At 74.6% G+C, this 18852-nt stretch carries 22 protein-coding genes; 9 read left to right on the top strand and 13 right to left on the bottom strand.

The features are described 5' to 3' along the window. Window positions 1-58: 58 nt before the first annotated feature. Both IO29_RS32245 and IO29_RS32250 read right to left on the bottom strand, forming a co-directional pair. The gene (locus tag IO29_RS32245) at window positions 59-2359 is read right to left on the bottom strand and encodes an alkaline phosphatase family protein (protein WP_030378352.1); all 2301 of its coding nucleotides are present in this window, start codon (window positions 2357-2359) and stop codon (window positions 59-61) included. Window positions 2360-2678: 319 nt separating this feature from the next. Continuing rightward, entirely contained in the window at window positions 2679-3155 is a 477-nt protein-coding gene (locus IO29_RS32250; protein WP_420705338.1) for a hypothetical protein, read from the bottom strand. 87 nt (window positions 3156-3242) lie between these two features. On the opposite strand from IO29_RS32250, the gene IO29_RS32255 reads away from it, so the two are divergent. Together IO29_RS32255 and IO29_RS32260 are read left to right on the top strand one after the other, a co-directional pair. Continuing rightward, a complete protein-coding gene (locus IO29_RS32255) occupies window positions 3243-4025 on the top strand; it encodes an MBL fold metallo-hydrolase (protein ID WP_030378350.1) in 783 nt (260 codons plus the stop codon). 23 nt (window positions 4026-4048) lie between these two features. Continuing rightward, window positions 4049-4648 carry a DedA family protein gene (locus IO29_RS32260; RefSeq protein ID WP_030378349.1) on the top strand — a complete coding sequence of 200 codons (600 nt, stop codon included), beginning with the start codon at window positions 4049-4051 and terminating at the stop codon, window positions 4646-4648. Between the two features lie 93 nt (window positions 4649-4741). On the opposite strand, the gene IO29_RS32265 is transcribed toward IO29_RS32260, so the two are convergent. The 5 genes from IO29_RS32265 to IO29_RS32285 all read right to left on the bottom strand — a co-directional run bounded on the left by IO29_RS32265 (window position 4742) and on the right by IO29_RS32285 (window position 9666). Beyond that, window positions 4742-5827 (bottom strand): MBL fold metallo-hydrolase, encoded by a 1086-nt coding sequence (locus IO29_RS32265; RefSeq protein ID WP_030378348.1) that lies wholly within the window; start codon window positions 5825-5827, stop codon window positions 4742-4744. Between the two features lie 47 nt (window positions 5828-5874). After that, entirely contained in the window at window positions 5875-7152 is a 1278-nt protein-coding gene (locus IO29_RS32270; protein WP_033224538.1) for an aminotransferase class I/II-fold pyridoxal phosphate-dependent enzyme, read from the bottom strand. A 154-nt stretch (window positions 7153-7306) separates the two neighbouring features. After that, window positions 7307-8068, bottom strand: coding sequence for a hypothetical protein (locus IO29_RS32275; RefSeq protein ID WP_030378346.1), 762 nt, complete (start codon window positions 8066-8068; stop codon window positions 7307-7309). 213 nt (window positions 8069-8281) lie between these two features. Beyond that, the gene (locus tag IO29_RS32280) at window positions 8282-9073 is read right to left on the bottom strand and encodes an RNA polymerase sigma factor SigF (RefSeq protein ID WP_030378345.1); all 792 of its coding nucleotides are present in this window, start codon (window positions 9071-9073) and stop codon (window positions 8282-8284) included. A 383-nt stretch (window positions 9074-9456) separates the two neighbouring features. Next, entirely contained in the window at window positions 9457-9666 is a 210-nt protein-coding gene (locus IO29_RS32285; protein WP_030378344.1) for a hypothetical protein, read from the bottom strand. Between the two features lie 219 nt (window positions 9667-9885). Here IO29_RS32285 and IO29_RS32290 point away from each other — a divergent pair, with 219 nt between their 5' ends. The 3 genes from IO29_RS32290 to IO29_RS32300 are packed head-to-tail and all read left to right on the top strand — an operon-like array spanning window position 9886 to window position 11296. Continuing rightward, window positions 9886-10281: a DUF2795 domain-containing protein gene (locus IO29_RS32290; protein ID WP_030378343.1), complete on the top strand. Its 396-nt coding sequence runs from the start codon at window positions 9886-9888 to the stop codon at window positions 10279-10281. Then, window positions 10278-10742, top strand: a complete 465-nt coding sequence (locus IO29_RS32295) for a CBS domain-containing protein (protein ID WP_030378342.1) — start codon at window positions 10278-10280, stop codon at window positions 10740-10742. Before IO29_RS32290 ends, IO29_RS32295 begins: the two co-directional genes overlap by 4 nt. A gap of 5 nt (window positions 10743-10747) precedes the next feature. Beyond that, window positions 10748-11296 carry a type 1 glutamine amidotransferase domain-containing protein gene (locus tag IO29_RS32300; RefSeq protein WP_030378341.1) on the top strand — a complete coding sequence of 183 codons (549 nt, stop codon included), beginning with the start codon at window positions 10748-10750 and terminating at the stop codon, window positions 11294-11296. A gap of 137 nt (window positions 11297-11433) precedes the next feature. On the opposite strand, the gene IO29_RS32305 is transcribed toward IO29_RS32300, so the two are convergent. Next, window positions 11434-11709 (bottom strand): DUF6158 family protein, encoded by a 276-nt coding sequence (locus tag IO29_RS32305; protein WP_030378340.1) that lies wholly within the window; start codon window positions 11707-11709, stop codon window positions 11434-11436. A gap of 57 nt (window positions 11710-11766) precedes the next feature. On the opposite strand from IO29_RS32305, the gene IO29_RS32310 reads away from it, so the two are divergent. The 4 genes from IO29_RS32310 to IO29_RS32325 all read left to right on the top strand — a co-directional run bounded on the left by IO29_RS32310 (window position 11767) and on the right by IO29_RS32325 (window position 15788). Beyond that, window positions 11767-12885 carry a baeRF2 domain-containing protein gene (locus IO29_RS32310; protein WP_030378339.1) on the top strand — a complete coding sequence of 373 codons (1119 nt, stop codon included), beginning with the start codon at window positions 11767-11769 and terminating at the stop codon, window positions 12883-12885. 233 nt (window positions 12886-13118) lie between these two features. Beyond that, entirely contained in the window at window positions 13119-14606 is a 1488-nt protein-coding gene (locus tag IO29_RS32315) for a bifunctional phosphatase PAP2/diacylglycerol kinase family protein (protein ID WP_030378338.1), read from the top strand. Between the two features lie 145 nt (window positions 14607-14751). Further along, window positions 14752-15573 (top strand): methyltransferase domain-containing protein, encoded by an 822-nt coding sequence (locus IO29_RS32320; protein ID WP_030378337.1) that lies wholly within the window; start codon window positions 14752-14754, stop codon window positions 15571-15573. 44 nt (window positions 15574-15617) lie between these two features. Continuing rightward, entirely contained in the window at window positions 15618-15788 is a 171-nt protein-coding gene (locus IO29_RS32325; RefSeq protein WP_006142940.1) for a hypothetical protein, read from the top strand. 64 nt (window positions 15789-15852) lie between these two features. Here the strand turns inward: IO29_RS32325 and IO29_RS32330 are convergent, their stop codons facing one another. The 5 genes from IO29_RS32330 to IO29_RS32350 all read right to left on the bottom strand — a co-directional run bounded on the left by IO29_RS32330 (window position 15853) and on the right by IO29_RS32350 (window position 18851). Continuing rightward, window positions 15853-16116: a gas vesicle protein K gene (locus IO29_RS32330; RefSeq protein WP_030378336.1), complete on the bottom strand. Its 264-nt coding sequence runs from the start codon at window positions 16114-16116 to the stop codon at window positions 15853-15855. A gap of 143 nt (window positions 16117-16259) precedes the next feature. Next, complete coding sequence (locus IO29_RS32335; RefSeq protein WP_030378335.1) at window positions 16260-16448, bottom strand: gas vesicle protein; 189 nt, start codon at window positions 16446-16448, stop codon at window positions 16260-16262. Continuing rightward, window positions 16445-17257, bottom strand: coding sequence for a GvpL/GvpF family gas vesicle protein (locus IO29_RS32340; protein ID WP_030378334.1), 813 nt, complete (start codon window positions 17255-17257; stop codon window positions 16445-16447). Before IO29_RS32340 ends, IO29_RS32335 begins: the two co-directional genes overlap by 4 nt. Continuing rightward, the gene (locus IO29_RS32345; protein ID WP_030378333.1) at window positions 17254-17631 is read right to left on the bottom strand and encodes a gas vesicle protein; all 378 of its coding nucleotides are present in this window, start codon (window positions 17629-17631) and stop codon (window positions 17254-17256) included. The genes IO29_RS32340 and IO29_RS32345 overlap by 4 nt, the downstream gene beginning before the upstream one ends. After that, complete coding sequence (locus IO29_RS32350) at window positions 17628-18851, bottom strand: SRPBCC family protein (RefSeq protein WP_030378332.1); 1224 nt, start codon at window positions 18849-18851, stop codon at window positions 17628-17630. The genes IO29_RS32345 and IO29_RS32350 overlap by 4 nt, the downstream gene beginning before the upstream one ends. Window position 18852: the final 1 nt, after the last annotated feature.

The raw sequence follows: 18852 nt of genomic DNA on the forward strand, positions 1-18852 counted from the left end.
TTCCCGGCACGGGTACCGGCCCCATCCGATCACATTCCCGCCCGGCGCACCCGCTCGTTCAGGCCGCCCGCTCGCCGGCGTCGTCGCCGCCCTCCCCGCCGGTGACCGCGGGAGTGCGGTCGGCGGGCCGGGGCACGACCGTGCCCGGCTCGGGGTCGACGGGGATCTGCGGGCCGTCGCACTCGCGCAGCCAGCGCGCGAGCACCCGGTGCACCTCCTCCGCGCCGGTCAGCTCGGCGCCGTCCGCGACGGGCGGGCTGAACTCCAGCGGCGACAGCAGGAACGGCCGCCCCTGCGCGCCCCCGAGCCCGCCGTGCGAGCCGATCTGCTCCTCGAAGGCGAGCACCTCGCCGTCGGCCGGGTCGTACCAGGAGTTGACCATGATGTCGGCGGTGTGCGGGAAGGAGTGCGTGCGCCGTACGGCGTCGGCGGCGCCGGGGCCGAAGTCGGCGAGCGGCCCGGGGTGCGCGTCGCTCAGCTCGTCCACCGGCACCTCGGCGCCGTGCGCGGCGAGCACCACCCCGCCGTGCTCCTCGCTGCGCACCAGCAGGAAGCCGATGCCGGGGTGGTTGGCCAGGGTGGACAGCAGCGCCGGGTGGCGGCGGTCGATCTCCTCCTTGCTCATCCGGTGCGGCACGTCCGGGAAGGAGACGAGGCCGAGGTTGCCGGAGGCGAGCACGACGGGTTCGGCGGCGGAGCGGGGCGCGGGCACGGAGCGGCGGTCCGGGCGGGCGTGGCCGCAGGCGGTGTGCCGGTGCCGGTCGCCGCCCTCCTCCACCGGGCGGCGCAGCGCGGCCCGTACGGCGGAGCGGGCCTCGGCGCCGCTGTGGGTGCGCTGCGCCCGGCGCGGCACGGGCAGTCCGCAGCCCGCCCGGACCAGATCGCCGAGGCCGAGTCCGTAGCGGGTCTGGAAGGTCTCGCCCGGGCTCTGGCCGTGGTCGGACAGGACGACGATCCGGTACGGGCGCGGCGCCATCTCGGCGACGTGCGCGATCAGCGCGAGCGCGCGGTCGAGCCGGGCGAGCACCTTCTCGGCGTCCCGGCTGTGCGGTCCGGAGTGGTGGGCGACCTCGTCGTAGGCGACCAGGTCGGCGTAGACGGCGGTACGGCCGGCCAGCATGTCGCCCATCACGGCGGCGACGACGACGTCCCGTTCGACGACGGTCGCGAAGGCGCGGATGAACGGGTAGAGCCCGCCGCGGCCGACCCGGGGCCGCTGCTTGCGCAGGCGGGCGCGGGTGGACTGGACGATCTCGCGGCACACCTCGGCGGCGAAGGACAGGGCGGTGCGGACGGCGTTGGCGGGGTCGGAGAAGTAGGCGAAGTAGCCCGCGCGGGACCGGTTCGCCCGGCCGCGGCGCCGGATGGCTATCGACAGCACCAGGGCCTGTTCGCCGGCGCCGCCGCTGAAGAGGTTGCCGCGGCTGGCGCCGTCGACGACGAGCAGTCCGCCGTGGCCGGTCCGCTCCTCGGCCCGGCGCTGGAGTTCGGCGGCGCTGGTGGGCCGGTTGGCGACGACGGTCTCGCCGGTGTCCTTCTCGTACCAGCGGAAGGCGGGGACGTCGTGGTTGGAGCCGTGCAGGATGCCGAGCTGGCTGGCGCCGGTCTGGCTGGACCAGTCGGTGCGCCAGGGGATCAGGCGGTGGGTCGGGGCGGCGGTGGCGGTGCCCTGGGCGGGGGCGGTGCCGGGGACGGTGGCGGGGGTGACGACGGCGTCGTCGGCGGTCTTCTCGTCGTGGCCGGGCGTGGTCGCCGTGCCCATGGCCACGCCCAGCCAGGCGGCGACGGTGGGCATCAGCCCCTTGAGCACGGCGTCCGTCAGGACGTCGTGGCCGACGCCGTCGAGCTGGAGGAAGACGGTGCCCGGGGAGGACGGCCCGGACCGCGCCGCCGTGCGCCGTCGGCGGCGGTCGGCGAGCCGGTACAGGCGTCTGCGGTACGCGTCGTCGTCCCGTACGGCGAGGGTGGCGCCGGTCGCGGAGGCGACGGCGGACATCACGGCGGCGACCACGACCGCCGTCTCCGGGGCGGCCTCGCCCCGGCCCGAGGGGTTGAGGCGGAGGGCGACGAGGAGGAGGGAGCCGTTGAGGAAGAAGACGAGCAGGCCGAGGACGAGGGCCGGGACGAGGAGGAGGAGCCGGACTAGGAGGGGCCAGGCGAGGGCGGAGAGCAGGCCGAACACGCCGGCGCCGGCGGCGGCGGTGACGGCGATGCGGGTGGCGCTGTCGCCGGTGTCGGACTGGAGCTGGAAGTCGGGGAGGAGGCCGGCGAGGACGAGCATGGTGAGGGTGGAGACGGCCCATACGGCGATGCTCCGCAGGGCCCCGCGGAACAGGCTCCGCCAGCGCTTGTTCCGCACGTCCACCTACCTCGCTCCGTCCGGGCCACGATTCGCCCGCGCCCGTCGCCCAGCGTGCCATACGTACGGTTTTCGCCCCCGCGGAGGGGCTCCGCCCGTACCCCGGGCGCCTGAGAGCTCGGGTCGGTGGGTTCGTTGGCGGCTGCGGGTGGGTGGGGGCTTGTCGCGCAGTTCCCCGCGCCCCTAAAAGCCAGGGGGCACCCTCTGCTTTCAAGGGGCGCGGGGAACTGCGCGATCAGCCACACGCGACCCGCAACCGCCAACGAACCCACCCACCCGGCCTCTCAGGCGCCCGGGGTCCAAGGGGCGGAGCCTCTTGCTAACGGCCGTCGTAGCCCGCCGTCGGCATGGACAGGCGGCGATGCACGCGAGCCTTGGCGTCCGCGTCGTACGCGGGCTCCGCCCGGCCGACCGTCTCCATCCGCACCCCCCGCCGCGCGCACTCCGCCGCGAACTCCTCCACCGACGCCAGCGCCCGCTCCAGCACCCGCCGGCTCGGCGCGACGAACAGGTCGACATGGCCCGACTCGACGTCCGACCACAGCGCCCCGTGGTCGGGGCGCAGCCCGCGGACGAGGAGTTCGCGCGTGACCACGTACCCCCGCTCCGCCGCCCACCGCGCGCACATCGCGTGCTGGCTGCGGGAGTCCACGAGGAAGGGGTCCGCGTCGAGTTCCTCCAGCGGCGTCAGACTGGCGATCGCCGCGACTCTCAGCGGCACGCCGCCCTCCTCCGTCGCGCATGGAACCGGGGAGCCGGGGCACGGCACTTCCGGAGCGGTACGCGGATCTCCCATGGTGTCCCCCCCTCACCTCAGGGTTTCGCCGCCGACCCTACCGCTGCACGTAGGCTCGGGGGGAGTCGCTCGAAGGGAGCAAAGGGAGTGCCGGTGGAGATCACCTGGTGGGGCCATGCCACCTGCACGGTCGAGGACTCCGGCACGCGCGTGCTGACCGACCCCCTCTTCGCCCGCCGGCTCGCGCATCTGCGCCGCCGCCGGGGCGCCCCGCCCCCGCCGGCCGCCGCGCTGGCGGACCTGGCGCTCGTCTCCCATCTGCACGCCGACCATCTGCACGTCCCCTCCCTGGCCCGGCTGGCACCCGGCACCCGGGTGCTGCTGCCGCGCGGTGCCGTACGTCAGGTGCCCTCGCTGCGCCGGCTCAGGCATCTGCGGCTCACCGAGGTCGCGCCCGGCGACGAGACGCGGGTGGGCGGGCTGCTGGTGCGGACGGTGCCGGCCCGGCACGACGGCCGCCGGCTGCCGTTCGGGCCGCACCGCTCCCCCGCGCTCGGATTCGTCGTCGAGGGCGCGGCCCGTACGTACTTCGCCGGGGACACCGGGCTGTTCGAGTCGATGGCGAAGGAGGTCGGGCCGGTCGACGTGGCGCTGCTGCCGGTCGGCGGCTGGGGCCCGTACCTGGGCGAGGAGCACCTCGACGCGGACCGGGCGGCGCAGGCGCTGGCCCGGCTGGAGCCGCGCAGCGCGGTGCCGGTGCACTACGGCACGTACTGGCCGATCGGCATGGACGCGGTGCGCCCCCACGAGTTCCACACGCCCGGCGCGGAGTTCGTGCGCCGGGCGGCGGTGCACGCGCCGGAGGTGGCGGTGCATCTGCTGCGGCACGGCGAGAGCGTGCGGACCGGCGGGCCGGAGGGCGCCGCGTGAAGGCGCTCGCCCTGGTGCCCTCGATGCTGCCGGCGGCCCCCACACAGCAGGCGTTCGGCTATCCCTCACTGTTCCTGCTGGTGCTGATCGGGGCGCTGGTGCCGGTCGTGCCGACCGGGGCGCTGGTCAGTACGGCGGCGGTCGTCGCCTTCCACCAGAGCGCGCCGCTGGCGCTGCTGCTGGTCTTCCTGGTGGCCTCGCTCGCCGCGTTCCTCGGGGACGTGACGCTGTACTGGCTGGGGCGGCGGGGGATGCGTTCGAAGAACGGGTCGCGGTGGCTGGAGGCGATACGGGCGCGGGCGCCGGAGGAGCGGCTGGCGGGGGCGCAGGAGAAGCTGGGCGAACACGAGGTCGTGGTGCTGACGTTGTCGCGGCTGGTGCCGGCCGGGCGGATACCGGTGATGTTGGCGTGTCTGATGGCCAAGATGCCGATGCGGACGTTCGTGCGGGGGGATGTGCCGGCGTGTGTGGCGTGGGCGGTGACGTATCAGCTGATCGGGATTCTGGGCGGCTCGTTGTTCGCCGAGCCGTGGGAAGGTGTGCTGGCGGCGGTGCTGTTGACGGTGACGATCAGTGTCGCGCCGAGTCTGTGGCGGCGGGTGAGGCGGGCTGCCGCCGGCTGAGCAAGGGTGTTTCGCCCCCGCCGCCCCTACCCTTCCCGTCCCCGGGGGAAAGCCCCCGGACCCCTTAAAAGATCGCGCAGTTCCCCGCGCCCCTCATCTCAGTACCGCTGAGCCCCCGACCGGGAGGTCCCACAGGTCCTCGCGGGCGCGGTCCGTGCGGGACCAGGCCGCGCGGACCCGTTCCAGAGGTTCGAGCACCGGCTCGGGGGACAGTACGAACGTGCCCCAGTGCATGGGGGCCATCCGCCGCGCGCCCACGTCGAGCGCGGCCTGCACCGCCTCCTCCGGGTCGCAGTGGACGTCCCGCAGCCACCACCGGGGGTCGTACGCGCCGATGGGGAGCAGCGCCAGGTCGATCCCGGGGTAGCGGCGGCCGATCGCGCGGAACCAGTGGCCGTAGCCGGTGTCGCCGGCGAAGTACACCCGTCGGCCGTCGGGCGCGGTGAGGACCCAGCCGCCCCACAGCGTGCGGCAGGTGTCGGTGAGGCTGCGCTTGGACCAGTGGTGGGCGGGGACGAAGTCGAAGCGCACCCCGCCGAGTTCGGCCGCCTCCCACCAGTCCAGCTCGGTGACCCGGGTGAAGCGGCGGCGCCGGAACCAGCGGGCGAGGCCGGCCGGTACGAAGACCGGGGTGTCGCGCGGGAGCCGCCGCAGCGTGGGCGCGTCGAGGTGGTCGTAGTGGTTGTGGCTGATGACGACGGCGTCGACGTGCGGCAGGCTGCTCCAGGCGACGCCGACGGGGGTGATCCTGGCGGGGGTGCCGAGGATGCGGCGCGACCAGACGGGGTCGGTGAGCACGGTGAGGCCGCCGATCCGCACCACCCAGCTGGCGTGCCCGGCCCAGGTGACGGCGACGGTGTCGGCGTCCACCGCGGGCAGCGGCCGCGGGTCGTACGGCAGCAGCGGGATGTCCTTCAGCGCCTCGGGGCGGGGCCGTATCGCGCCCTCGCGGACGAGCCTGGCGTAGGCCCCGGGCCCCGGCAGGGGCGCGGTGAGCCGGTCGGCGAAGGAGCGCGGCCAGCGGCGCGGTTCGCCGAGGGGGCGCGGGTCGGTGGCGGGCGGCGGGGCGAGGGTGGTGCGGGGGCCGGCGGCCGGGGACACCGGACCGCGGACGGGGAGGGAGGCGGCGGCGTCCGCCGGGGCAACGGATCTGGTGGTCGGCTCGGACTGCTGCGTCATCGAGGGGCTCCCATCGCTGGGCTTCGTCGCGTCGTTCGTCGTGGTGGTCAGTCGTCGCCGTGCACGGGAGGGGGGCGGCCGGGCGGGCACTCCCCGCGCAGGTCGTCGAAGACCTCGCGCAGCCGGATCAACGCGCGTCGCACGTGCGGCAATTCCGTGAAGTCCGCTGCGGCGGCCGCCGCGTCGAGGCAGCGCAGCCGTTCCTCGGGGCCGGTGCCGAGCAGCGGGCCGGTGGACAGGCGTACCCGCAGGGCGCCGAGGTCGTCGCCGAACCGGTGGCCGCCCGGCACGGGACTGCCGAGCCGGGCGGTGAGGAACTCCTCCAGTTCCTGGGCGTCGCCGACGCCGTGCGCGGCGAGCGCGGGGCGCAGCGGTTCGAGGTCGGCGTACAGCTGGCGTCCGGCGGCCGGGGGCCGGGCCAGGGCGCCGGCGCCGACCACCGCGTCGTGCGCGGCGGCGGCCACGCGCGCGTGCGCCCGTACGGCGGCGGTGAGGCGCCCGGTGACGTCGGCGGGCTCGGCCAGCGCGTGGGCGGCCGCGGCGGCGACCGGGTCGGCGACGCGGGCGCCGAGCGCGGTGAGGACGTCCAGGACGCGGGCGTGCAGTCCGGCGCCGTCGGCGGTGGCGGGGAAGCGGGCGACGGCGGCGGGCCAGCCGGGTGGCAGGAAGGGGCCGGCCAGGTCGGTGAGGACGGTGACCCGGTCGGGGAGCATCTCGGCGGGGCTGAACTGGACGGCCTGGTGCGGCCGGTGCAGGGTGTCGCGCCAGGTCTCGTCGCTGATCAGGTACAGCCGCTCGGCGGCGGCCGCCTCCACGGTCTCGTGCACGAGTTCGGGCGGGGCGACGGTGCCGGTGGGGTCGTCGGCGGCCGACAGGACCAGGATGCGGGGGTCGCCGCCCTCGGCGCGGACCCGGCGGACGGTTTCGAGGAGCGCGTAGGGGTCGGGGACGCCGCCGCCCTCGGCGGGTATCGGCACATGGAAGACGGATCTGCCGAGCGCGCGGGCGAGCGGTGTCCACCAGGCGGCGCACGGCCGGGGCACGAGCACGTCGCCGCCGAGCGCGGCGGTGAGGGCGACGAGCAGGGCGGGCGCGCCGGGCGCGGCGGCCAGCCGGGCGGGGCCGGCGGGCAGCCGGCGGCGGCCGAAGTAGCCGGCGGCGGCGTCGAGGAGGTCGGGCGTGCCGCCCGCGGGGGGTTCGCCGTCGGCGCGTTCGGCGGCGGCGCAGAGCGCGGCGGCCAGGCTCGGCAGGACGGGCAGTCCCTGGTCCGGCAGGGGCGGCCCGTACCGGACGGGGCCGTGCCCCTCGGGATCCGTCCGCCCCATGGCTGCCTCCGCGCGGTGGTGCCGGGCCCGGGGTCCCGGGCGTGCCCTGCCGTCCTCCTGGGGTGCCGTACGGTGCCGACGGTGCCCATGGGCTCTGAGTACCCCGAGTCACGCCGGGTCATGGGTGCCGCCCTGGGTCGCAGCCGTCGCATGCTCATCGGCGCGGGTCGGCGAGGCGCCGGCGCAGCCGGTGGACGGCGGCGCCGAACGCGCCCGCCATGAGGAGGGCGCCGGCGGCCATCGCCGGCACGGAGTCGGTGAACGCGCCACCGCGCCCGGCCTCCACGCCGTGCTGCACCCCGGCCGACGGCGCCTCGGTGGCGGGGGCGGCCGGACGGTGACTCGGCGCCGACGCGGAGGGCCGCGGCCGGGCGGCGGCGCCGGTGTCCGTGTCATCGGCGCCCGTACCGCTCCCGGTACCGGTGCCGGGTACGGCGGCGGGCGGCTCCTGCGCGAGCTGGGGGTCCACGCCGGGGTCGCCGGGGTCGGCTCCCTCGGCCTCGCCCCCGTCCAGCCCGAAGGAGGTGCTCCACTGCTCCTGGGCCCCGCCGGGAGCCGCGGGGCACGCCCCGTCGACGGACCACTCACCCGGCTCCGGTACGGCGTCGGGGGCGTCGTCGGCCGGGACCTGGGCGGTGCCCGTGTAGGTGAGGGCGGCGGTGCCGGTGGCGTCGACGCGGTGCAGCATGACCCTGCCCTCCTCGAACCCGCGCGAGGTGGCCTCGATGGAGGCGGGCGGAGCGTCTCCGACGGCGTCACAGGAGACGGAGACGGTCACGGTGCCGCCGGGGGTGGCGGCGCCGGGTTCGACCCGCGCGGCGGGATCGGCCGCCGCGGACACGCCCGGCGCGGCGAGTCCCAGGGCGGCCCCGGCCAGGGCGACGGCGGTGAGAACACGGGGGGCAGAGCGACGCATGGGCGAACTCCTCGGACGGACGTCAAGCCTCACGTCCCATGACAGCCCCGCCCCGCTCAGCGCGCCCGGGGCCACCGCCCATTAGCGCGACAAACGGCTCCGCCCGGGTGAACGCGGGCGCGGGCGCCCTCAAGGGGCGCGCCGCGCGAGCAATCACGACATGCCCGCACCCGCCGACGAACGGAACTCCCCGAGCCACCGGGCGCCCAAGGCTCACGCCTCCCGGAGTATCTGCTCCCGCAATCGCGCACAGCACCGGCTGATCAGCCGGGACACGTGCATCTGCGAAATGCCGAGCTGCTCGGCGATCCGGCTCTGTGTCATGTCCCCGAAGAACCGCATGTACAGAATGGCCCGCTCCCGCTCGGGGAGCGCGGCGAGCCGCGGTTTGACCGCTTCGCGGTCGACCACCGTGTCGAGCGCGGGGTCGGCCGACCCGAGCGCGTCGCTCAGCGAGTACCCGTCGTCGCTGCCCGGCAGCTCCGCGTCGAGGGACAGCGCGGTGAAGCTCTCCAGCGCCTCGAGCCCCGTCTTGACGTCCTCCTCGCTCATGTGGGCGTGCTCGGCGATCTCGGCGATGGTGGGCCGGCGGCCGGAGACCGTCTGGGACAGGTCCTGGCAGGCGAACCGCACCCGGTTGCGCAGGTCCTGGACGCGCCGCGGCACATGCAGCGTCCACATGTGGTCGCGGAAGTGCCGCTTGATCTCGCCGGTGACGGTGGGCACCGCGTAGCTCTCGAACGCGTTGCCGAGCTCGGGGTCGTACCGGTCGACGGCCTTGACGAGGCCGAGCGCGGCGACCTGGCGCAGGTCCTCGTAGCTCTCGCCGCGGCTGCGGAACCGTCCGGCGAGTCGTTCGGCCATGGGCAGCCAGGCCTCGACGATCCGGGCGCGCAGCGCGTCGCGTTCGGGGCCCTGGGGAAGTGCGGCGAGTCGGCGGAAGTCGGCGGAGGTGTCGGGGGCGTCGTCGTGGGGGTGGTGTTTCGCGCTTGCCTGGGTACGCATGGTGCTCGCAGCTCCCTGGGAGTGCTGTGCGGTGGACGTTCACCGGGGAGCGCGCCGGCCGACGGGTCCGGACACACCCGTGACGACGGTCGCCGCTCCCACGGACGTGCCTCCTGTCCGAAGCACTGAGACTGCGCCTGCCCGAGCGCCTGGGGAGCAAACGCCCCGGAGAACACAAGCGGCACCTGTGGTTCCGCGGGTTTTACCCCGTTTCGGGGACACGTACCTGGTGGCCCGGCGGATGGGGCTGGCCGGCCGCCCGCCGGGGCCCGCGCAGACTTTCCCCGACTGTTGCCCTGCCTTGCCCGGCCTTTGCCGGGACGGTAGGGACCCTTGGGGTCTCCTGGGTCCCCTCCGTCACACACCACCCGCCGGCGCTCCGGTCACCGCACCCGCGTACCGGTGCCGAGGGGGCCGCCGGTGCCCTCGGCGGCCGCGGTCGGGCCGGACGGAACGGCCGCGGCGGAGGCGACGGCCGCGCCGTCGGCCGGGTCGGCGGCCGGCGCCGCCGGGAACACGAGGTCTTCGTACCGGTCGAGGGCCATGAGTACGCCCAGCATCACGAGCGGGATGATCACAGCGAGCACCACCATGGTTCGTCCTCCTCGAAGGACCCCAGTGGAATACCGCGCGGGGACTGCCGTGCCGGGTCACCACAACGCGCACCGCCAAACACGTCCGGGCAGGTCGGCGGCGTGGCGGCGCCGGAGACCGGGGCGCGGGCGGCCCCTTGCGGAACGGTCCCCGAACGGCCGTGTCGGTCCCGCCTCACCGGGTACGCGGGCACAACCCCCGAGAGTTGGAGTGCAGACATGCAGCGAGGCAGCGACAGGCTGAGCGTCCACCGGGACGACGAGATGAAGCACGAATTGCAGGGCATGCTGCGGTCCGGCCACCCGACGCGGAGCGAGGAGTGGCACGACCCGGAGCCCACCGCCGACGACGACCCCGAGGTCGCCGGCGGCCCGGTGGCTCCCGGCACGACCGGGTCGCTGGAGAGCGTGCGCTACGAGCTGGCCCGTCGGCTGGGCCGTACGGCGTTCCCCGCGGGGCCCGCCGAGCTGATCCGGGCGCTGCGCCGCGACAACGCCCCGGACGCGTTGATCGCGCCCCTGGAGGGGTTGCCGCACAAGGCGCGCTACGCCAACGCGCAGGAGCTCGCCGAGGCGGTCGTCGAGGCGGCCGAGGGCGGCGGCGGACAGCCATGACGGCGGTACTGGTCCGGGAGGTGATGACCCCCGGCGTCGTCGCGGTGCTGCCGGACGCCCCGCTCGTCGAGGCCGCGCGGCTCATGCGGGCCCAGGACGTGGGCGAGGTGCTGGTGGCCGAGGGGGGACAGCTGATCGGCGTCCTGACCGACCGCGACATCGCCCTGCGGGCCGTGGCCGACGGCGCGGACCCGCTGACGGTGCTCGCCCAGGCGGTGTGCACGCCCCGCCCGGTGGTCGTCGGACCGAACGACGACGTCACCGACGCGGTACGGCTGATGCGGCGGCACGCGGTACGGCGGCTGCCGGTCGTCCAGGACGGGCGAGCGGTGGGGATGGTGAGCCTCGGGGACGTGGCGCTCGCCCGGGACCCGGGCTCCGCGCTCGCCGACATCAGCCGCGCCGTACCGGAGCCGGACCGGGCGGCCATGTACGGAACCAGGCACGAAGAGGAGAAGTGACCACGATGCGCATCGCATTCCTGACCGCCCCCGAGGGAGTAGAGCAGGTCGAGCTGACCGAGCCCTGGCAGGCGGTGACCGACGCCGGGCACGAACCCGTGCTCGTGTCGACGAAGTCCGGGGAGGTCCAGGCGTTCAACCACCTCGACAAGGCGGACACCTTCCCCGTGGAGGAGGTGACCGGTGAGGTGCCGGCGGAGTCCTTCGACGCGCTGGTGCTGCCGGGCGGCGTCGCCAACCCGGACGCGCTGCGGATGGACGAGAAGGCGGTGGCGTTCGTCCGCGCCTTCTTCGACCAGGGCCGGCCGGTCGCGGCGATCTGCCACGCCCCCTGGACGCTGATCGAGGCCGACGTCGTCTCCGGCCGCACCCTGACGTCGTGGCCGAGCCTGCGGACGGACCTGCGCAACGCGGGGGCCACGTGGGTCGACGAGCAGGTGAAGGTCTGCGACGGCGGCCCGAACGTGCTGGTCACGAGCCGCAAGCCGGACGATCTGAAGGCGTTCTGCGAGACGTTCCTGAAGGAGTTCGACAAGGCGGCGCGGAAGTCGTAGCGGACGTCGTCACAGCGGCCGTGCGCGCGGCACCCGGGGCGGTGGCCGGCACCGGAGAGATCCGGTGCCGGCCACCGCCTCCGCCGTGCGTGCCGGCCACCGCCTCCGCCGTGTGTGCCGGCCACGTCTCCGCGGCGTCAGTGCGGTGCCGCGCCGTCCGCGCAGCCGCGTTCCCGGGCGCCCTCCCGGGTGCGGCCGGCGGAGACCAGCCGGCGCGGATGGCGGCGCAGATACTCGCCCTCCAGCTGCGCCATGCGCTCGTTGTGGGCGCGCAGCGCGTCGTCCGAGCCGTGCAGCAGGGTGTCGTGGCGTGTGCGGTGGATGGTCTCCAGCTCCTTCATGAGCTGGTCCTCACTGAATCGGTCCGGGGCGACTCCGGTCGTCGCGGTGTCCCGCTCGTCGTGTTCGTTCATGCCGTGCGGGTACCCGCTCCGGACGCAATACCTCCGAGCGGCACCCGGGAGGGAGCCATGGATCTCGCCTTTCTGCATCCCTTGTACGAACAGCCCGGCCCCTGGGCCTCCGTGTACGTGGACACCTCGCGGCACACGGAGTCGACGCCGCACGAACGCCATCTGACCGCCCAGGCCCTCTCCCAGGAGCTGGCCGGCCAGGGTGCGGACGAGGCGACCTGCCAGGCGGTGCGGTCGGCCGTCGAGGAGCTGCGGCACTCGTCGGAGCCGCACGGCAGGGCGCTGTTCGCGCGCGGTGGCGAGGTGGTGCTCGATCCGCCGCTGGCCGAGCGGCCGGCCGGCGGTTCCTCCGCCCGCTGGGCCCCGCTGCCGCGGACGACGCCACTGCTGGAGCTGGCCGGTGAGGATCCGGTGTGCGTGGTGGCGTACATCGACCGCCGGGGCGCCGACTTCGAGCTGCGCGGGGCGCTGGGCCGCGAGGACGCCGGGTCGGTGACCGGGCGGCAGTGGCCGATCCACCGGACGCGTTCGGTGGACTGGTCCGAGCGGCACTTCCAGCTCGCGGTGGAGAACACCTGGGAGCACAACGCGGGGGAGGTCGCCGAGGCGCTGGCGGCGTGCCGGGAGGAGACCGGGGCGGATCTGGTGATCCTCGTCGGTGACGACCGGGAGCGGCGCAGTGTGCACGAGCGGCTGCCGCAGGGTGTGCGGGAGCGGACGGTGGAGGCGTCGCACGGGCCGGGCAGCCGGCTCCTCGACGAGGACGTCGAACGCATCCGCGCGGAGCATGTACGGCACCGGGCGGAGGAGGACCTGGAGCGGTTCCTGGCGGCGCGGGCGCCGGACGAGGAGGGGCGGGCGCTGGCCGTCGAGGGGGTGCCGGCGGTGATCGAGGCCGCCCGGGAGCACCGCATCGACGAGTTGCTGGTCCGGCCGGACGGGGCGGACGCGCACCAGGAGGTGTGGATCGGGGAGGACGCGGATCAGGTGGCCGTGCGGCGGACGGAGCTGAAGACGCTGGGTGAGCAGCATTCGTGGGCCGCGCGGGCGGACGACGCGTTGGTGCGGGCGGCCGTGATGACGGGCGCGCCCGCGATCTCGGTCTCCCCGGCGGAACCGGAGACCCCGACGGAAGCCCCCGTCGGCGGCCTCGGCGCCCTCCTCCGCTGGAAGTAACCCCCACGTTTCCGACCCCCGAAGAGATCGCGCGGTTCCCCGCGCCCCTGTCAGGGGCGCGGGGCTGTGTCACCATGCGGCTCCGCCGCGTGGGCGCGCAACGGGGCGAAGCCCCGTCCGGGGTCAAAGGGGCGGAGCCCCTTGAGGACGGGACGGGCAGGGGCGGCGGGGGCGGGAAAACCCTCCCCGCACCCGCCATACACACAACCTCCCCCGCCGGGTAGGCGGTTCGCATGAGCCCTGATGTCGATCTGACCGTCCGGCCCCCGGGCCGTCACCTCCTCCGGGACCGCCTGCTCGCAGCCGACCGCCGCCTGTTCGAAGCCATCGCCACCCGCCACTGGCCCGGCGCCGATGCCACCCTCCCCCGCCTCACCCACCTCGCCGACCACGGCGTGCTCTGGCTCGCCACAGCCGCCGCCCTCACCGCCACCCGCACCCCCCGCGGCCGCCGCGCCGCCGCCCGCGGCCTCGCCTCCCTCGCCCTCGCCTCCGCCACGATCAACACCCTCGGCAAACGCTCGGTCCGCCGCACCCGCCCGGTTCTCGACCCCGTCCCGCTCTCCCGCCGGCTCAAGCAGCAGCCGTTCACCACCTCCTTCCCCTCCGGCCACTCCGCCTCGGCCGCCGCCTTCGCCGCCGGCGTGGCGCTGGAGTCGCGCGGCCTGGGCGCGGCGGTGGCGCCGCTGGCGACCGCGGTCGCGGTCTCCCGCGTGTACACCGGAGTGCACTACCCCAGCGATGTCCTCGCCGGCGCCGCCCTGGGCGTCGGCGCCGCCTTCGCCGTACGCGGTCTGGTGCCCACCCGCGACCAGCTCCCCGCCCCCGGCCGGCCCCGCGCGGACGCGCCCGCGCTGCCCGCCGGCGAGGGCCTGGTGATCGTCGCCAACCGCGCCTCGGGCACCTCGGACCGCGTCCGGGACCTCATGGAGCTGTTGCCGCGCGCCGAGACGGTGGAGTGCGAACCGTCGGAGGTCGCCGACGAGTTGGAGAAGGCGGCGGCCCGCGCCCGGGTGCTCGGCGTGTGCGGTGGCGACGGCACGGTGAACGCCGCCGCCCAGGTCGCCGTCCGCCACGCGCTGCCGCTGGCGGTCGTGCCCGGCGGCACCCTCAACCACTTCGCCCAGGACCTGTGCATCGAGGACGTCCGCGATCTGGCCCGCGCCCTGGAGCGCGGCGACGCCGTCCGCGTCGACGTGGGCCGCTGGTCGACGCCGGAGCGGGACGGCGTCTTCGTCAACACCCTCAGCCTGGGCGTCTACCCGGAGCTGGTGCGCGAGCGGGAGCGCTGGTCGCACCGGATCGGCGCCTGGCCGGCCGGACTGCTCGCCGCGCTGAAGGTGCTGCGCGCCGACCGGCACCCGTTGCAGGCCGAGATCCGGGGCCGTGCGCACCCGCTGTGGCTGCTGTTCGCGGGCAACGGCACCTACCACCGGCTGGGCCTCGCGCCCGGCCGCCGCTACGACCTGGCGGACGGCAAGCTCGACGTGCGGGTCGTGCACGGCGGCCGGCGCCCCGCGCTGCGGCTGCTGTCCGCGGCCGCCGCCGGCCCGCTCACCCGCTCCCCCGCGCACGCCGCCGTACGGGTGCGGCGGCTGCGCCTCGACGGGGTCGCGCCGGGCACATTGCTCGCGTACGACGGCGAGGTCACCGAGGTGGCGGGCACGGTCACGCTGTTCAAGCAGCCGGAGGCCCTGACGGTCTACCGCCCGCTCTCCTGAACCCAATTGATTCCACTATTCAAGACAACTCGTCTCACCATGCGGTGAGCGGCATACGGTGTCACGTACCGTCCCGCGGCCTCGGCGCCGCGGGGCGGCACGTCGTGTACCCGTACGTCCGTACGTCGTGAAGGGGAGAGACGCCATGTCGAAACCGCGGGAGACCGCCGTCTACACGCACGGCCACCACGAGTCCGTGCTGCGCTCGCACACCTGGCGGACCGCCGCCAACTCGGCGGGCTACCTGCTGGGGTCGCTCAAGCCCCACATGAAGATCCTGGACATCGGCTGCGGCCCCGGCACCATCACCGCGGACCTGGCGGAACGGGTCCCCGACGGCCATGTCACCGGCGTCGACCGCGCCCCGGAGATCGTGGCGAGGGCCAGGGCCGCGGCGGCCGAACGCGGCCTGGACAACACCGACTTCGCGGTCGCGGACGTCCACGCCCTGGACTACCCGGACGACACGTTCTGCGTGGTCCACGCGCACCAGGTGCTCCAGCACGTCGGCGACCCGGTCCAGGCGCTGCGCGAGATGGTGCGGGTCACCAGGCCCGGCGGGTTCATCGCCGTACGGGACTCCGACTACGCGGCGATGACCTGGTACCCGCTGGTGCCCGGTCTGGACGACTGGCTGGATCTGTACCGCCGGGTGGCCCGCGCCAACGGGGGCGAGCCGGACGCCGGGCGGCGGCTGTACTCCTGGGCCCTGGCGGCCGGGCTCACCGACGTGACCGCCACGTCGAGCACCTGGACGTTCGCCACCGAGGAGGAGCGGGCCTGGTGGAGCGGACTGTGGGCGGACCGCACCGTCGCCTCCGCGTACGCCGACCGCGCCACCTCGGGCGGTCACGCGACCGAGGAGGAGCTGCGGGCGGTCTCGGAGGCGTGGCGGGAGTGGGGGCGCAGCACCGACGGCTGGTTCGCCGTTCTGCACGCGGAAATTCTGGCCCGCAAGGAAGTCTGAACGGGGAGTTAGGGGCAATAAGAACCGCAGGAGGTACAACAATCATGGTTCCCATTCTGCTGGTTCTTCTGCTGGCCCTCATTCTCTTCGGTGCCGGCTTCGCGGTGAAAATCCTCTGGTGGATCGCGCTCGTGGTTCTGGTGGTCTGGCTGCTGGGATTCCTGGTGCGCGGTACGAGTTCCTCCGGCTCCCGTGGCCGATGGTATAGGTGGTAACGGAAAGTGCGACCGAGCCCCCGCGGGAATTCCCGCGGGGGCTCGGTCGTGCGGGAACGGCGGTTCAGTCGCGCGGCAGCAGCGGGCCGAGCGGCCCGAGATCCAGGTTGAGGTCCTCGGGCCGCAGGCCGTAGCGGTCGCGCAGCTCGGCCATCCGGTCCTCGAGCAGCATCAGCGTCAGCCCGATGCGCTCCTCCTGGTCCTCGGTGAGGTCCCCGGTGTCGAACCGGCGCACCGCCTGCCGCTCCATGAGCTGGCGCAGCAGCTCGACGACGGTCAGCACCAGCTTGACGAGGTCGCGCTCGACGGTGTCGGGCTCCAGCTCCATCCGGCGGCGCGGCCGCCCGTCGCGCGCGGGCACCGGGTCGGCCCCATCGTGGGAGCCGCCGCCGATCCCGCCGCCGATCCCGCCGCTGCGCCGGCCGCTGCGCCGGCCGCCGGTCTCGCCACCGCTGTCCCTGTCGGTCATGGTCATTCGGCCTCCGGCCAGGGCGAGGGGACGTTCTCGTTGACGGAGCTGATCAGGGCGTTGAGATCGATGCGCACGAGGTCGACGTCGGCGATGCGCAGGGTGATGTCCCCGGTGATCACCACGCCGCCCGCGAGCAGCCGGTCGAGCAGGTCGACCAGCGCGATCTCCCGGCGTTCGACGACCGTCACGTCCGCTCCCCCGTGCTCTCGTCGGCGAGCCCGGTGAACGAGTACGCCGCCCACGGCCCGGTCAGTTCGACGCGAATTCCGGCGGTGTCGTCCTTCGTGCGGTCGACCAGCGTCACGAATTCCTCGGAACGCGCCCGCGGCACGAGATAGGCGGCATTCAGCACGTTACGGCCCGAGGCCCCGGAAAGCTGGGGGTTCTGCGGGGCGTGCAGCCGGGAATCCTCGGCCTGCGCGGAAAGTTTTTCGTGCAGTCGGCGGGCGAATTCCTCGACCTTCTGCCACTGTTCCTCGCGGGCCGTGGTGCGCATACGGCGCTGCCGCAGGTAATCCCGTCCGGACCTGGCCTTCGGGGCCGGAGTTCCGGTGCCGGCCTCCGCGGCCGCGCCCCCGTCACCGCCCGCGTCCTCGTCCGGGTTCTCCATGAAGATCTTGACGCCCCATTCGACGCGGCCGTCCAGCCGGTCGAGGGCGTGCCGGAACGCGTCCTCGCGCTTCTCCATCATCACGCGGACGGCGCTGTCGTCGCGGAACACGGTGGCCATGCGCAGCGGCAGCGGGGTGGTGACGCCGGTGAGCGCGTCGATGACGTTCTGGTGGGCGCGGGCCGTGGCCGTGAGCCAGTCCAGGTCCTCCAGCCGGGTCCGCAGCGCCTCCTCGGCGAAGTCGGACTCCGGGACCTGGCTGACGACGGCGATCAGGCCGTGGTGCTCCAGCTGGCGCGCCGGAGCGCCCGCCACCCCCCTCAGCTCGGCCTGGAGGGGGGCGGTGAGGGGGCGGCAGACGGCGTAGACGTACCGCAGCGCGGTCATGGGGACTCCTCCCTGCGGGGGGTGCGGGGGGCGGCACCCTCGGCGAGCTCCTGCTCCCCGCCGTGAGTACCACCCTCCAGCCGCTCCAGTCGGGCGCGCAGCTCGGCGTTCTCCCGCCGCAGCTCGTCGTGGCGGGCACGGGAGGACAGCGCCGGGTCGCTCTCCCACCAGTCGATGCCCATCTCCTTGGCCTTGTCGACGGAGGCGACGACGAGGCGCAGCTTGATGGTGAGCAGTTCGATGTCGAGCAGGTTGATCTTGATGTCGCCCGCGATCACCACACCCTTGTCGAGCACCCGTTCGAGGATGTCGGCCAGGTTGGCGCCGCTCGAGGGGCCCCCGTAGGGGTCGGGGAATCTCGCGGGGGTCGTCATCGCCGGCTCCCGGAGGCGAGGCGCTCGTCCTCGGGCTCGGCCTCACCCTCGGGCTCGTACTCGGGTTCGACCTCGTCGGTCTCCTCCTCGTAGCCCTCCTCGGGCTCCCGGTCCTCGGCGTCCCCGGCGTCCTCGGCGTCCTCCGTGCCTTCCTCGTCGTACCCGGCGTCGTCCTCCTCGTACTCGGCCTCGGGCTCCTCCTCGTAGGCGCCCTCCTCCTCGTCCTCGTAGCCCTCCTCGGGCTCACCGGCGGAGTCCTCCGGCTCCTCCGACCCGGACTCGGACCGGGACTCGTCGGCGCCCTCGTAACCGTCCTCCGGTTCCTCCTCGCCCTCGGCCCGCTGGTCGGCCTCCTCCTCGGCGACCGCGTCCTCGTGGCTGCGCACGACCTCGCCGTCACGGATCTCGCCGCGCCAGCCGTCCGAGGCCTCGCCCTTGAGGGTGAGGAAGCGGACGTAGTTCTTCAGGTCGAGCCGGGCCCGGCGGCCCTGGGCGCGCCAGATGTTGCCGGTCTTCTCGAACAGCCCCTTGGGGTAGTACTCGATGACCAGCAGCACCCGGGTGAGGTTCTCCGCGAGCGAGTGGAAGGAGACGACGCCCTTGGTGGTGCCCTTGGCGCCCTCCGAAGACCAGGAGATCCGGTCGTCGGGCACCTGTTCGGTCGTCTTCGCCTTCCAGCTGCGGTTGGACCAGAACACCTTCAGCTGCCAGTCGGAGCTGGTGTCGTCGGCGCGGTTCGCGCTCTTGACGCCCTTGGCGAAGGTGCTGAAGTCCTGGTACTGCGTCCACTGGTCGTAGGCGGTGCGCAGCGGCACGCCCACGTCGACGGACTCCAGGATGACGGTGGGCTTCTGGCCCGCTCCGCCGCCCTTGCGCTTGCCCTTGCCTCCGGTGAGGTTCTTGAACGCGTCGGTGACGCTGTCCTTGGCCCGGCCGGCGCCCACCTCCAGGGCGGAGCGCAGCGGCCCCTTGCCCTCGGCGAGCTTGCGGCCGCCGTCCAGGGCGAGCCGGGCCAAGCCGGGGCTGTTGCCCTCGGCGATGTCGTTGAGCTTCCCGGTCGTCTCGCCGAGCTTGCGGCCGAGTCCGGCCAGCGCGCGCTCGGCCTGGGCGCCGAGATAGCCCTGGAGTTCGCTCTTGAGGCGGTCGACCGCCTCGCTCCGGGCGACCCCGGAGAGGCCCCCCGTCGCCTTCCCGGCCGCGGATCCCACGGTGTCGGCCATG

This window comes from Streptomyces sp. NRRL F-6676 (genome assembly GCF_000725625.1).
Lineage (GTDB): Bacteria > Actinomycetota > Actinomycetes > Streptomycetales > Streptomycetaceae > Streptomyces.